The 13,459-nt window shown below is 45.0% G+C and carries 9 protein-coding genes; all 9 read right to left on the bottom strand.

Annotated features, from left to right (window positions below):
- Positions 1–173: 173 nt before the first annotated feature.
- The 9 genes from FSB84_RS18395 to FSB84_RS18355 all read right to left on the bottom strand — a co-directional run bounded on the left by FSB84_RS18395 (position 174) and on the right by FSB84_RS18355 (position 13,452).
- Positions 174–1,517, bottom strand: a complete 1,344-nt coding sequence (locus FSB84_RS18395; RefSeq protein ID WP_158643994.1) for a RagB/SusD family nutrient uptake outer membrane protein — start codon at positions 1,515–1,517, stop codon at positions 174–176.
- Positions 1,518–1,574: 57 nt separating this feature from the next.
- Entirely contained in the window at positions 1,575–5,036 is a 3,462-nt protein-coding gene (locus FSB84_RS18390; RefSeq protein ID WP_130539372.1) for a SusC/RagA family TonB-linked outer membrane protein, read from the bottom strand.
- 284 nt (positions 5,037–5,320) lie between these two features.
- Complete coding sequence (locus tag FSB84_RS18385; protein WP_130539371.1) at positions 5,321–6,553, bottom strand: FecR family protein; 1,233 nt, start codon at positions 6,551–6,553, stop codon at positions 5,321–5,323.
- A 121-nt stretch (positions 6,554–6,674) separates the two neighbouring features.
- A complete protein-coding gene (locus tag FSB84_RS18380; RefSeq protein ID WP_130539370.1) occupies positions 6,675–7,268 on the bottom strand; it encodes an RNA polymerase sigma factor in 594 nt (197 codons plus the stop codon).
- 190 nt (positions 7,269–7,458) lie between these two features.
- Positions 7,459–10,191 (bottom strand): T9SS type A sorting domain-containing protein, encoded by a 2,733-nt coding sequence (locus FSB84_RS18375; protein ID WP_130539369.1) that lies wholly within the window; start codon positions 10,189–10,191, stop codon positions 7,459–7,461.
- Positions 10,192–10,202: 11 nt separating this feature from the next.
- Entirely contained in the window at positions 10,203–11,201 is a 999-nt protein-coding gene (locus FSB84_RS18370) for a methionyl-tRNA formyltransferase (RefSeq protein ID WP_130539368.1), read from the bottom strand.
- On the bottom strand, positions 11,198–12,322 hold the full coding sequence (locus tag FSB84_RS18365; protein WP_130539367.1) for an ABC transporter substrate-binding protein: 1,125 nt from the start codon (positions 12,320–12,322) through the stop codon (positions 11,198–11,200). The genes FSB84_RS18370 and FSB84_RS18365 overlap by 4 nt, the downstream gene beginning before the upstream one ends.
- A gap of 3 nt (positions 12,323–12,325) precedes the next feature.
- The gene (locus tag FSB84_RS18360) at positions 12,326–12,871 is read right to left on the bottom strand and encodes a phage tail protein (protein ID WP_130539366.1); all 546 of its coding nucleotides are present in this window, start codon (positions 12,869–12,871) and stop codon (positions 12,326–12,328) included.
- 32 nt (positions 12,872–12,903) lie between these two features.
- Entirely contained in the window at positions 12,904–13,452 is a 549-nt protein-coding gene (locus FSB84_RS18355; RefSeq protein WP_130539365.1) for a phage tail protein, read from the bottom strand.
- Between the last annotated feature and the right edge of the window lie 7 nt (positions 13,453–13,459).

The following is a 13,459-nucleotide window of genomic DNA, read 5'->3' as shown; positions in this document are numbered from 1 at the left end:
ATGTACTCAGGATCGCTTTTTTCCAACTCTTCTGATATGTACCATACTATCAACTCCACAAAATTTTTGGGATATTACAAAATGTCCTAAATTCATGTTTTCATAGGATAAGGTTTAATGGTTAATGGTATTTGATTAGTACAGTCCCCCCGCTTCTTCGGGGGGACTTGCATTTAGCGTTGGTTCTGTTGAACACCGCCGAGTGAGATAACGTCAGGCGGAATAGGCAGGATGTATTTAGGATCAGATGGAGCAAGTGTATAGGTAGTCCCTTTAAGTTTTCTTTTCAATATGATATTCGCTCCCTCTTTATTCAATCTCTTCAGATCAGCCCATCTAACCCCGCGAAATACCAACTCCTTCTTCCTTTCTTCCAGGATTATTTTCAGGGCTGCTTCTTTATTCAGTGCAATCTTATCAATAAAAGTCCCGGTCAAATATCTCTTGCGCAAAAGGGTATTCAGGAAATTCATTCCTTGCTGAATCTCACTCGTCCGTACCAAACATTCAGCTTTGATCAAATAAATTTCGTCTACTGCAAGGCCAGCAAATGTGAAAAGAGTGCCGCTAAAACCGCCTTTGATATTGGGCCGTCCATCTCCATTAATCCGGAAATAAATTGGTTTGCGAAGATCTTGGGCATCGTAAGAACGGTAAAGGGTTGAGTCAATTATACATCCAGGCGCACTTATGCCTACTACCACCAAAGAGCTGGACAACAACCTCGCTTGATAAAGAGTTTCGTCATTCAGCGGCTTAAATGATAAAGATGCGAACCTGTCAACGTTGTTGAAGTCGATCAACTTATCATAATACTTCAAGCTGCTATCTGCAGCTTCATTGGCCTTTTCATAGGATCGCGTACTTAGATATACTCTAGCAAGTGCGGCAAAAGCAGCAGCCTTACCAGGTCTGTTCCTGTATTGAAACGATATAGAATCCCGCAATAATTTACTGGCAGAAATCAGGTCACTGATTATCTGATCATAAGATTCTTTCAACGTGGCCCGTTTTGAATCCTGATTGATTTCCGGAGACAAACGGATAGGAATTCCTAATTCAGATCCATTACTATCATCAAAACAATCAGCAAATTGCAAGGCAATATTGTAAAATGCAAAACCTCTAATAAATAGAGCATTCCCTTTCAGCTTATCAATGTCTTGCTGGCTGGCAGCACCTTTCACTCCTTTTGCAATTTGTTCGAGAACGATATTCGCATACAGCACCTGTTTATATGGTAAATTCCAATCGGGTATTTTGCCCTGGCCTTCATAAATGTCCTCCGCCCAGATATAACTATTCCGTTCCTTTGGGGTAAGCCTATCCCAGAAATCATCAACCAGATAATATTCGTCTCCTGACAATGTTCCTATCTCAGGAACTTCATTCATGTAAATATCATTATCCAATAAAGCCTGTAATTCAGAAACAGTTTTAGGCGTGAACAGATCTGAATAAGGATTCTCATCCAGAAATTCTTTTTTCTTATGGCATGCCGCAATAATGATCAGCATACAAAAAAATAGGAACCGGTGAAGATTGCTAATATTCATATCTGCACATTATATTCATTACAATTCCATTTTGACACCCAACGAATAAATTCGGGGGATTGGTTGAGAATAGAGAAAATCAGGATCTATTTCATATTTATTTGCTTTCCATACTAAACCTATATTGTTAATAAGACAAAATACTTCTGCATTGTTTTTTTGTTCCTTCTTTTTGCTTAAACTAAACAAGTAGGAAAAGCGAATATCCTTTAATCTGATATGATCACCTTTCTCTACTAAAACTTCGGAATAGTTATAAAAAAGATCCCGGTTAAAATTAATTGGGTATTGGAACGAAGGAACATTGGTACTTTTTTCATCTCCTGCTTTTTCCCATCTTAGATCATAATCAGGGTGAGCCAAAGTTTGATTTAGCAAAAGTTGATAATAAACAATACTGGACCTGCGAAAAGAATACCCAAACTTGTATGTAAACATACAGCTAAGCTCAAATCCTCTATAACTAAAAGTATTAATAAAACTTCCGTAGTATTTAGGTGTTGCAGATCCCTTAAAGAGCAAATCGCCAAAATTTGCAGAATTTACTATTTGAGGGTAATCTTTGCTGAGTTGCCCGTTTAAGTATCCTACCGGATCTCCATTAACGGAATCCAGGCCTTTCCATCTTACAGCATAAATCGAGTACAAAGGATTTCCCTGCAGCGGGGCAATTGTTTGTCCTCCCAGATACGTACTAATCATATTTCCCTTATCCAAATACTTGTCAACTTTATCCAGGTTATAACTTGCAATAATACTACTTGTCCAACCCAATTTCCCGTTCAGCACTTTGAAATTCAACTGCACATCTACACCTTTCCCCTTCATCGAGCTTGAATTCCATTTGAATGATTCAACGCCTGAAGTTGGATCAACAGGAGTAACGCCAATCAGATCCTTTGCTTTTCTCCTGTAAAAATCCAGGCTGCCGTATATTCTGCTTCCTTTGAATGTGAAATCTACACCGATATTGAACATGTATATCTTTTCCCAGCGTAAGGATGGATTTGGAGGATTCAATATTGATGCAGTAGGAGATCCATATAAATTGGTTCCGTCTTTTGCTGCTGCTGTAAACGCCGATGTTCTCCTATCGATATTTCCAGTATATCCACTTGATACCCGTAGTTTGAGTTCTGGCAACCAGTCAATATTATAAAAGCTTTCATTACTTGCATTCCAGCTTGCCCCTGCCGCCCAAAGTGGTACGCCTTTCTGGTTGGTTTCCACACCAAATAAATTGGACTCATCCTTTCTCAGACTGAAGGAAAAATTATAATTCCTTTTGTAAGTGTACAGGAAGTTGCCATACATGGACATGAAATTAGACTTTTCATAGCCAGTGGGAATTGTAGCTGCAGGTGGAATTCTATTTGTTTGCGAAGAAGTATGATACATAGGATAAAAGCCTTCGTAATCAACAGGCATACTGCTTTGGCTTTCTTTGTTGTACCCATACAACCTGGAATAATTAAACTTCATATCCACACTTCTGATATCCGCACCTGCAACCACAGAAAGTTCATGATCGTTCCATGCCTTGCTGAATTCAGTCTTTAAGCGCAAATTATGGCTGGTAGAAGTAGATCTTCTTGAGTCAAATATTCCTCCAAGCGGTATCGGACGAACTACCTCCCCCGCGGAGCTCACCTGCGTGTACTTATTGATCAGGTTCCGGGTGAAATAAGATTCCTGGCTTCTGAGATCATTATCCTCCCCAACATCTTTGTTATACTGATACATTATACTGCCATATAAGCCTGCTATGATCTTATACCGGAGAGCAATATCCATCCTATAAGAGTTCAAGTCTAATTTACTATCATTCAATCTGGCTTCCTCCAGTGGACGATAATTCCAATCCAGCAAACGACCTCTTCCGGCAGTGTCTTTATAAGTCTGCCTGATTTCTGCCGGCATAACTGCAGGATTACCGTTGCTATCCAGTAAACTGGCGTACGGATAGGAAACACCAAACACGCCACTTACATCTTTCTTAGTCCTGCTTGAACTGAATAAAATATTTGTATTTACTTCCAATCGTTTTTTAAGAAATAAGATTGTATTGCTCGCGTTAACGGTTATGCGCTTATATCCGGTATTGATAAAATTCTGTTTCTGATCATCGTACCCTGCAGAAAGATAATAGTGGTTGTTTACGCCCCCTCCTCTGACATTAACGGCATACTGCTGATAAAAAGCTCTTTGCATCAACAGATCATCAACATCCTTTCTGTAGTCTGCATTTTTGAGTCTTTCCAGCTCTGCATCGGCTGCATCACTACTGATCTTCCCCTCTCTTTTGGCGATCAACAATTCAATCACCGGTGACAAGACCGGTCGGGTACCATTGGATTCAAAAAGTGAGTAAAAATTCTTATCATAAAAGAACTGCTCGATCTCAATAGCTGATCTTGAGCTCAGAGCCGGGAGGTAATAAGGATCAGGCTTATCTCCGGAAATCAATGTACTTGAGAATGAAACTCTCGGCGCCTGATTATATTTTCCTTTCTTGGTTGTGATCACCAGCACACCATTTCCAGAATAAGCTCCCCATATTGCAGCGGCTGCAGCATCTCTCAGAACCGTTATCTTTTCAATATCATTTGGGTTAATACTGCTCAATGCGCCATTATAAGGGAAATTATCCAGAACAATCAAAGGCCTGGGCTCTGCACTAATAGTCGATCTCCCCCTGATGCTTAATTCTGACTGATTGAGACCTCCGGTTATATTTCTGTTTACCAGCAGACTCGGCGTAACACCTTCCAGCCTGTCAACAATATTGGCAGCTGTTCCCCGATTGATGGCTTTCCCATCCACCACAGCAAAAGCACCAGTGGATCTTCTTCTTTCCTCTCTGTGTATGCCGGAAGTGATGGACACATCAGTCAGGCTATTCACCTTAGCAACCAGTTTTGCAGTGAGCTTCATGGTTGCATCTGCCACCAGCTCCTGCATTTCGTAACCAATATTGGTGAATACAACGGTATCACCTGGTTTCACATTCGGCAATGAAAACTTGCCATCGATATTGGTTGCAACGGAAAGGGGTAAACGCTTTACATACACAGTAGCGCCATAGAGCGGCTCTTCCTGTTCGTCCATAACAGCGCCGCGTAGGTAAACTATTTGAGGAGGTGGAGGAGGTTTGGGTTTGGGCTCAGCTACCGGAGTAATCCTAACTACCGTAATCATATTTTCCTCAATCAGGTAAGTAATGGAAAACGGAAATTGTTTCTTAAGACTGTCCAGTACCTGGTGAATAGTAGCATTCCTTACCCTGATGGTTATGCGGTCTTTACCATCAAAAGTTGTATTCTGATAAATGAATTTGTAATGGGATTGCTTTTCAATGGAAGTGAGCACTTCCTTAATGGGAGCTTTTTCGTAAGACAAATCGATCTGAGCGTAAGCCTGAAATTGGGTGAGCAAGCAAACGATCAGTAATAAAGCAGCTGTCTTGACGGTTTTCCACATCCTGGTTGAAGGTTACTTTAGTGTAACTGAATGAAAGGAATTTTTTTTACACTACTACGTAGAAAAAGATAGATCAGTTAGTTTTTTTGCTACGTTTCCTTCAGATAGTATAAAAGCTACAAACTGCGAACCTTTCAGCAAATATATAGCCTAAGGTCGCAGTAAGTAGCTTCCGCCGCTTCTTATTTTCCGAAAAAAGCAGCACTAGGATGGGCTTAATGATTAATGGAAAATGAGTTTCTGTCTGAACAATAAATTGTACCGAACGCCTAATCGGTTGGCAATTATTGTTTTACAACTATTTTCCTCTTGGTTTTGTCGAGCTCTGTATGGATGCCATTCGCATCCAGGATCTTGAGTACACTTTCGATTCCGGCCGTGCGGGGTATTTGCCCCTCAAACTTCATTTCCGGAACTTTTCCTTCGTATGCCAGGTCAACATCATACCAACGGGCGATCTGACGCATCATTACATCGGCTGAACCACCGGGGAAGAATCCATCTTTCCAGGCAACCAGGTTTTCTGCATTGGAAATATCCTGTACAGTCAACTGGTCAGTAGCAACCGGGTAATCAATGATCGTAGCCTGCTGGCCGGGTTTCAACACTTTGCTGACTTTATCGGAAACAACTTTTACCGACCCCTTCAACAAAGTAGTTTGTATTACGGGCTCATTTTTATAAGCCATGATATTAAAATGTGTTCCCACAACTTCTACTTCCCCCCTGCCCTTTGTAACTCCATCGGGCGTTAATTCAGTTGCGATCACCGCCTTGAATGGTTTGTTTGGATTCTTCGCCACTTCAAAGTATACTTCACCGGTGATAGCCACCCTTCTTTCCTTTCCGGTAAAAGCTACCGGAAAACGGATGCTGGAACCAGCATTCAACCAAATTTTGGTTTGGTCCGGCAATACTACCTGGTATTGTCCGCCCCTGGGTGTACTGATCGTATTGTATTCTTCAGCCTGCTGTGTTGCATTGACTTGCTGTTCATATACCAGCGTGCTGTTATTGATCTTTCTGATAACAGAACCACCTTCTTCTGCCAGGATCCCATCTGAACTACTGCTCAACTGTACTTTACGGCCATCGGCCAGTGTAAGAACAGCTTTATCAGATCCAGGAAGGATTTTTGTACCAGTTGTTGCCAGTTCCTCCGTGGCTGCTTTTTCAGCGCCACTTTTATTCAGCATGAAATACAGACCAGCTCCCAATACAACCACCACTGCTGCAGCCCAGCCAATAGCGGCGTTGAGTTTCCTTCTACGTCCCATAGGCACCACGCTGGCTGGTTTCAGGGAATCGATCCTGCTTTCCAAACTGTTCGCCCATTCCATAGAAGGCCTGCCAGTCAGTACCACCTGCTTTTGCAGAAAGGCAAACTCATCGGCAATTGCTTCGATATGATCCATAGAGGCGCCATTCACCCACTCGTGGAAGGCGAGATGCTCTTCCCTGGTGTAATTGCCTTGAACAAACCTGGCAACAAATGTCCGTGCCTCTTGGATATTCATAACATTAATAAAGACACGGCCTAATCGATAAAGGACACCCCGGAACCAGAAAATTTTTGAAGTTTTTTTTGAATAATCTCTGAAATGCAGTCCTGGCAAGGATTTCAGAAATAAAAAATATTTACCCGTCTAACAGAGAAAGGAATACATATAATAAAGTGGAGATCCCTGCATTTCTTTCCAGGTACTGACGAACATGGGCAATCCCTGCATAAAGCTGGTTTTTGACCCCGGATTTGGAAATCCCCAGTTTTTCGGCAATCTCATCCAGGGTAAGTCCCTCTTCGATGCTCATTTTCAAAACCTGTTTCCTGCCGGCCGGCAGTTGTTCGATTGCGTCCGCCGCCATACGATAATATTGATTGAGCTGCACCTTGTGGTCCGTATCGTCCGTAACGGGCTCGTCGGACAATAGCTGGGCTTCCTTGATCCGCTGCTGCACCCGCGCACCGCGGATATAATTCAATACCTGGTTCTTGGTTATTTTGAAAAGATAGTTCTGGAATGATTCTACATTGGTGAGCTTATGTCTCTTTTCCCAGATCCGTACAAAAACATCCTGGGTAAGTTCATCCTGTCTCGAAAGATCAAACGAAAACAACAGCACGTACTGCTGTACTGCCGGATAATAGTGGTTGTATATCTCTCTGAAAGCGTCCCTGTCATCCGCCGCAACCCGATTTAAAATCACCTGCTCATTTACTAGGTTTTCCATTGAGAAAGGATGAAATAAAATTGTTTTTGATTATTAGTATCAAGGATGAGGCTATAGAGCCATAAAAATATTCTTTTTTATTCATATCAGAATTGACTAAGATGGTTTATTAAATAGAAACATTTAGAAAGAAAAAAGTCGCGGTATTGACTTTTCTCAATACCGCGACTTTCCAACTAATCCACCAACCTTATTTTCTTATCAGTTTCAAAGTTTCTCCGTTGGATAGCCTGAGGAAATAAGTCCCCTTGACATAATTACCTAGTGAGATCCTGGTTACGGTCTCCCTGATATTGATCTGCTGTAACTCGCGTCCATCGCTGTTATACAACCTGGCCACTGTATTCATAAGGCTCCTGTCCGTAATGTTCAGGTTCATCACGCCACCTGACGGGTTCGGATATACGGTAACGGTACCTCCCTGCTGATTGTTAACGATCATTATCTGACTGTAAGAGGCGCGCCCGTCTTTATCCACCTGCCTGATCCGGTAATAAACCTTACCAGTATGCGAAGTGGATTCATTGAAGCTGTAACTATGTTCCCCATCTCCCTGAGAAATGATGGTGCTGATGGTGGCGTAGCCGACCCCGTCGGTTGATCTTTCCACCAAATAATTCTCAACATTCGCTTCCTGCACTTCCCATCTCAGCTGTGCTTTTTGTTGCGCATCCAGGAATGCGGTTACCCGCAGCCAGGTGACTGGCAGCGGCGCAGAAGAAGTTTGAACGATGAAACCACTGAAACCTTCCACATCGAAACTGATCTCCCAGCGATTCTCTGTTGCGTTGAAAACAATATCAGCATCATTCGGATCGATCACTTCCACTGCGCCGGTATAGGTTCCGGGCAGTCCCGAATTATCACTTGAACTGCCGGGGTATTTTCCGATCCGGAGATTGGCTTTACCTGCCGCATCTGTTGAATTGGTTGGCAGTTGCAAGGTAGCACCCGGGTGGGCATTGAATGCATTGAATTCTGCCTGCGTAAAATAAAGCGTTACCCTTCCTGTGGCCGAAGACGCGCCGGATGCAGGCGTGATCTGGTAATGTCGCTGTACAAATGGTTGTCCGGTTACCAACGGGAATACCGGCACCAGCGGCTCAAATTTCACAAAGGCACTGGTTGGTCCGCCGATCGGACTGGTGCCATTCGGCACAACCCGCGCAATAAGGCGGCAGGCGGAATTGGCGATCCATGTATTGGAGGAACTGATATTGAAGGCAGCATTATCCGCTCCTTCATTGGCGATAGAAACAGGAGGAAGACTTATCGTAAAACTCTTCGCCACCACTTGTCCAATATTATCGGTTACCGTAAGATCATATCCTCCTGCACAAAGATTGTTTTCCGTTGCAGCAGTTCCGCTGCCTGAGGACCATGCATAAGTATAAGGCGCTACACCGCCGGATACATTAGCAGTAGCGCTTCCATCGCAGCCATTTTCGCAATTCGGATCTGTGGTAGCAACAGTGAGTACGGGGGCGCTGCCGAGTTGCGCCAGGAAGATGTCCACATTACCGGCAGCATTGAAATTGAATGGACCAAAACTGGCTGCACCGGCAAACTGGCCTGTTACTGCGATCTTCCCCATCGGTCCGCCTGTTGATATTGCACGCGCCTGATCAGCAAGCGTAGCATCATTTCCCGATGCACTCAATGCCCACTGTTTATCGCCATTCTCAACACTGAGTCCACCTACCAGCACTTCCGGTGCTGCGGTAACTGCAGTAAGATTGACAGCCCCGAAGCTCATAGACGCACTATAGTAACCGGCAATATAAACTGAACCTGCCCCGTTGCTGCAGATACCATAACTGCGCTCCTCTCCTGAACTACCTCCACTGACTGCCCATGTAAAAGCATTGGTAACAGGGTTATACCGGGATACAAAAAAATCGCCCATTCCTGCATTGGTCAAAGCCGGTGTGCCCGTAAACGTTAGTCCGCCTTTATAGAATCCTGTAAGAAAAATATCGGTAGTCACCGGATCATAACAAACACCGGCAATTTCATCATCATTGGCATCTGTTCCTCCAAACCCGAAAGCCTGAAGGAAGACTCCCGTGTTTGCATTCAGTTCCAGCAATGCCATATCATTGCCGCCCGTATTGGTAAGATTGAAACCTCCGTATGTAGCATTCGCTGCATTATAAGCAGCGCCAACGATCACTTCAGTGAGACCCGGATGATAACAAATTGTTGATGCAGTACCATCAGTTGCATTGGATGAGCCTCCGTTTACAGCCCATAATATGGCACCATTGGATGCAGAGAGTTTGGCTATCAACAGATCGCTGCCGCCTCCTCCGGTTGGTGTAAGCGGGAATGCTCCAATGGTGGCATTGCCGGTAAAAGTTCCTGTAATGTACAGATTACCTGCTCCATCCGTACAAATGGAATGACCATTATCGCTGCTTCCGGCGCCATAATGCTGTGCCCATTGGAAAGCGCCGTTACTGCCACTCAATTTCGCAACAAAGATATCGGCCCCGCCATTGGATGAAAGGCTGATGGCGTCAAAGGTTGCGGCTGTATGGAAATTACCAACGATATACACATCCGTTCCATCTGTAGTGATCCCCACTGCAAAATCCTGGCTCGCTCCTCCGCACTGCTTTGCCCACTGGAATACTCCGGATGAATTGTACTTCGTTATAAAATTATCGTAAATGCCAACGGGTGTTAAAGTTGTATTACCCGGGCCGGGATCGAAATCAGTGCCTGCTGAAAATTGACCAACATAATATACATTCCCGCTGGCGTCAGTACAAACACCACGTCCTGTTTCGAAGCCATTTGAAGTGCCGAATCGGGTTACGTTCGTCCACTGTTGCGCCATACCGGTCAATACCAGCATCAATACCATAACCGTTATGAATAGCCGTTTCCCGAATGCAATCAGAGGTAAATGATTTGTCATTACACATTGTTTTAAGTTGATGGATATAGGTTGGCATGGGAAGGAGTTTGAATTGCAGGAGCAGGCATTGTGTAATGTCCCAGCCTGTAGCCGGCTTTGATACCAAAAGAGGAGAGCTTATAACCGGGGAAGAAACCCTCTTCACAGTAGATCACATCGATCCTGAGAAGCTGGTTTTGAAGACAGGAAACGAGTACACCGTTCTTTTCATCAACGGTCAATATGGTTCCGGGCAAATGCGATTGTTCATTTCCGTTACCAATGATTCCGGCCAGCGAAACATCTGTCAGACCAAAGATCCAATTGTTACAGTAAGTGGCTGCGCCTTTGTTCCAGGGATTGCAGGCCAGTACCAGTGCGCGAATGGAAGAAGCTGACATTTTCTCCCAGTCAACCACCAGGTCTGCAGGCTCCTGACGGCGATACCATCCTGCGTTATGCTCCGGCTGTGGTATTTGCTTCAGCGTACCGTCATTCAATCCCTGCATAAGCGCTTTGCAACAATGCAAACCGGCAAATGCCAGTTGCGATACCAGCATTCCGAAAGTAAAATCCGGATGGATCAAAACCGGTTGTTGCAGCATCACAGGCCCGGTATCAAAATGTTCATCTATCTGATGAACAGTAACGCCTCCCTGTTTCACCTGGTTACGGACCATCCAGAACAGAGGAGATGGACCGCGGTAAGCAGGCAAAGGAGCATAATGAAAATTGATAAAACCTTTTGAAGGAATGTTCAGCAAAGCAGACGGTATCAACCAGGGAAATGTTTTCACCAGTACCAGGTCCGGCTGATAGGCGTCAAGCCAGAGACGAAGATCTTCAGCAAATGATTTTCTGCTGAAACTTTGAAATGGCAGCCCTGAATGCTGACATTGACTGCGGATGAGCAGGGAAGTCTCATGCGTAGCCGCAGGCATTCCTACTGCTACTGCCAGCCCTGATGCCATCAGCCAGCTCACAGCAGGCAGGCAAAGTCGATCATTACAAAGAATGGCAACACGAATCATATACAGAAGTAATTATTCTTCCATCCGGAAGCCACAAAGTTCTTCTCTGCTATCAGGTAACGGATATGTGTAGCCGGGTCTGCCGGAATGGTTTCATGATATTGCCAGGCGCATTTCCCATTGCCATCTTCCACTATCCTTCCATAATACAAAGGCGCATAGGTATGATGCGTCTGCGGGTGGATGGTAACTTCACCACGGGGGCTTTCATAGGTCCACCCTTTCAGCGATCCGCTGCCATTGTTTTGCAGCTGGCACAGCAACAGGGCAGCTTCCCAGCCAAGCAGTGAAAAAATATTGGGATCCTTATCATGGTCATGCTTCATAACGGCGGAGAATAACTGCTGTTTATTATTGACGATGGAAGAATGCCATGGGACCACTGCATGGAAACTGCCTCCGGGGAATTCACATTTCTTCATCAATTCCTCTTCAGCCATAAAAGGAGAACAATAGAAAGGGAGCGCTGTGGCGGATGCGCCTGCCTCTTTCAAGGCTCCAAAGAAAAGGACTGCCAGGTAAGTGCTGAAACAGGCCGCCACTCCTTCTGCACCTGAATGCTGCAGGAGATGAAGATATTTTTCGATAGAGAACTCTGCTGTTTTGTAGCCGCTCACATAATTGCCGCATACTTTACCCCCGGCATTGACGATGCTTTCGTGACAGCCCCAGGGCCCGCGGTATCCGCCATCATAGAATGAAGTGGCGATCAGAACATTTTTGTTTCCTGCTGCTGCTCTCGCTCCTGCGATGGAGCATGCATGCACACCCTGCAACGATATATGGAAACAACGCTCATGTTGCGGAACGGTCATCATCTGCATGCCCGCATCCAGGAAGATGAAGGTCTTTCCTGAAGATGTGGCCAAAGTATACAATGGCTCTGCATTCAGGAAATGACTGTAACAGATGATCACCGATGCATCTTCCTGCAAGATCATCTTTTCGGCGCAGGCATAGTTGTGCATAGGGTTCTCGCCAAACCCGATATTTTCCGTCACATAGCGGAAGACATCACTGGAATGCAATGCCAGTGCAGATTTAAGGCCAGCGAGTATATCGAAGCCCATCGAAGGATACTCGGAAGAGCGGGGCAATAATAATCCGATCGTTTTATTCATGTGTTAAGGTCTTTGTGGAAAGACTCCGTTTATACAAATAATATAGGTAAGCGTCAGGTATGGATTCCGGTTACTGAAAGGCAATCCGTTTCCGCCCGGTCCGGTTACCACCGTTGCATTGTAAGACTTCATTTTTGCATTGGGAACGCCGCTGAAAGCACTTGCGCCACTGCTCAGCGGGGCATAAGTAGTATTGGCCGGCGCGCCTGTATTACCATTGACCGAAGAACATTTTGGTGTAAAGGCCAGCTGGATGCCATGGTTATGAAGAGGGATCTCCGAGGTCAGCAAAGTAGTGGCTTCACTTCCTCCCAATTGTCCAAGATCGTAAAGTGATAATCCCGGCCCCTGCCCTGCGCCCACAACGGCTCTTCCCCGAAGGTCCGGCAATCCGAAAGTGGTCTGACCATTGCCGCCATAATTAGTGCCCAGCAGGGCAAACAATGCCGTGTTGCTGGAAATGGCCAGTATCTGACCCTGGCAGGTTGCCCAGCCCCGTGGTACAAAGTTGCCGGCAAATGGGGTAACGTATGCTAATACTCCTTCCATATCGGTTGTTTGTGATGGTTAGTAATGATGAATCAACCCTGTGATGGGAAGATCCCCTGAACAGCGATGATATAGTTCATGGCCAGATAGGGCGATAAAATGGAAAATGGCTGACTGCCTCCTGCTACACCGGTTGCTCCCGAGCCCTGCCCGGGCGCCAATCCAAAGCCATCGCCTGAAGGATTGTAAACATTCACCGGAGATATTGCCGGCACATTGCCTGAAGGACTGCTCTGATTGCCGGCAGCGCCGCTGGCTGGAATATTTCCGGATACGGAGATCACCGGGTGAGTATGTGCCGGCATTGTATTCACAGTGAGCGTAACTTCTTCCGTGCCTGCCATCTCTCCCAGGATATAAGTGTTACCATTCACTGTTCCGGCATGAATGGCAACCCGGGATTGCAGATTAGGTAAGGCAAAAGTTGTTATGCCATCACCTCCGTAAGTTGTGCCGATAAGTGTGAACAAAGCATCATGTTCTGAAATTGCTAAAATGGCGCCATTGCAACGCATCCAGCCCACAGGTGCAAAGTTCCCTGCGAATATGGTGATATTGGCGAGATAGGGTTCTATGAACATAAGTATT

Source organism: Pseudobacter ginsenosidimutans (assembly GCF_007970185.1).
Lineage (GTDB): Bacteria > Bacteroidota > Bacteroidia > Chitinophagales > Chitinophagaceae > Pseudobacter > Pseudobacter ginsenosidimutans.
This window is presented reverse-complemented; position numbering and strand designations above follow the sequence as displayed.

Excerpts from the sequence above, each read along its gene's own strand:
- FSB84_RS18375 (WP_130539369.1), bottom strand. The coding sequence starts at position 10,191 with ATGACAAATCATTTACCTCTGATTGCATTCGGGAAACGGCTATTCATA.
- FSB84_RS18370 (WP_130539368.1), bottom strand. The coding sequence starts at position 11,201 with ATGATTCGTGTTGCCATTCTTTGTAATGATCGACTTTGCCTGCCTGCT.
- FSB84_RS18355 (WP_130539365.1), bottom strand. The coding sequence starts at position 13,452 with ATGTTCATAGAACCCTATCTCGCCAATATCACCATATTCGCAGGGAAC.
- FSB84_RS18380 (WP_130539370.1), bottom strand. The coding sequence starts at position 7,268 with ATGGAAAACCTAGTAAATGAGCAGGTGATTTTAAATCGGGTTGCGGCG.
- FSB84_RS18390 (WP_130539372.1), bottom strand. The coding sequence starts at position 5,036 with ATGTGGAAAACCGTCAAGACAGCTGCTTTATTACTGATCGTTTGCTTG.
- FSB84_RS18360 (WP_130539366.1), bottom strand. The coding sequence starts at position 12,871 with ATGGAAGGAGTATTAGCATACGTTACCCCATTTGCCGGCAACTTTGTA.
- FSB84_RS18385 (WP_130539371.1), bottom strand. The coding sequence starts at position 6,553 with ATGAATATCCAAGAGGCACGGACATTTGTTGCCAGGTTTGTTCAAGGC.
- FSB84_RS18395 (WP_158643994.1), bottom strand. The coding sequence starts at position 1,517 with ATGCTGATCATTATTGCGGCATGCCATAAGAAAAAAGAATTTCTGGAT.
- FSB84_RS18365 (WP_130539367.1), bottom strand. The coding sequence starts at position 12,322 with ATGAATAAAACGATCGGATTATTATTGCCCCGCTCTTCCGAGTATCCT.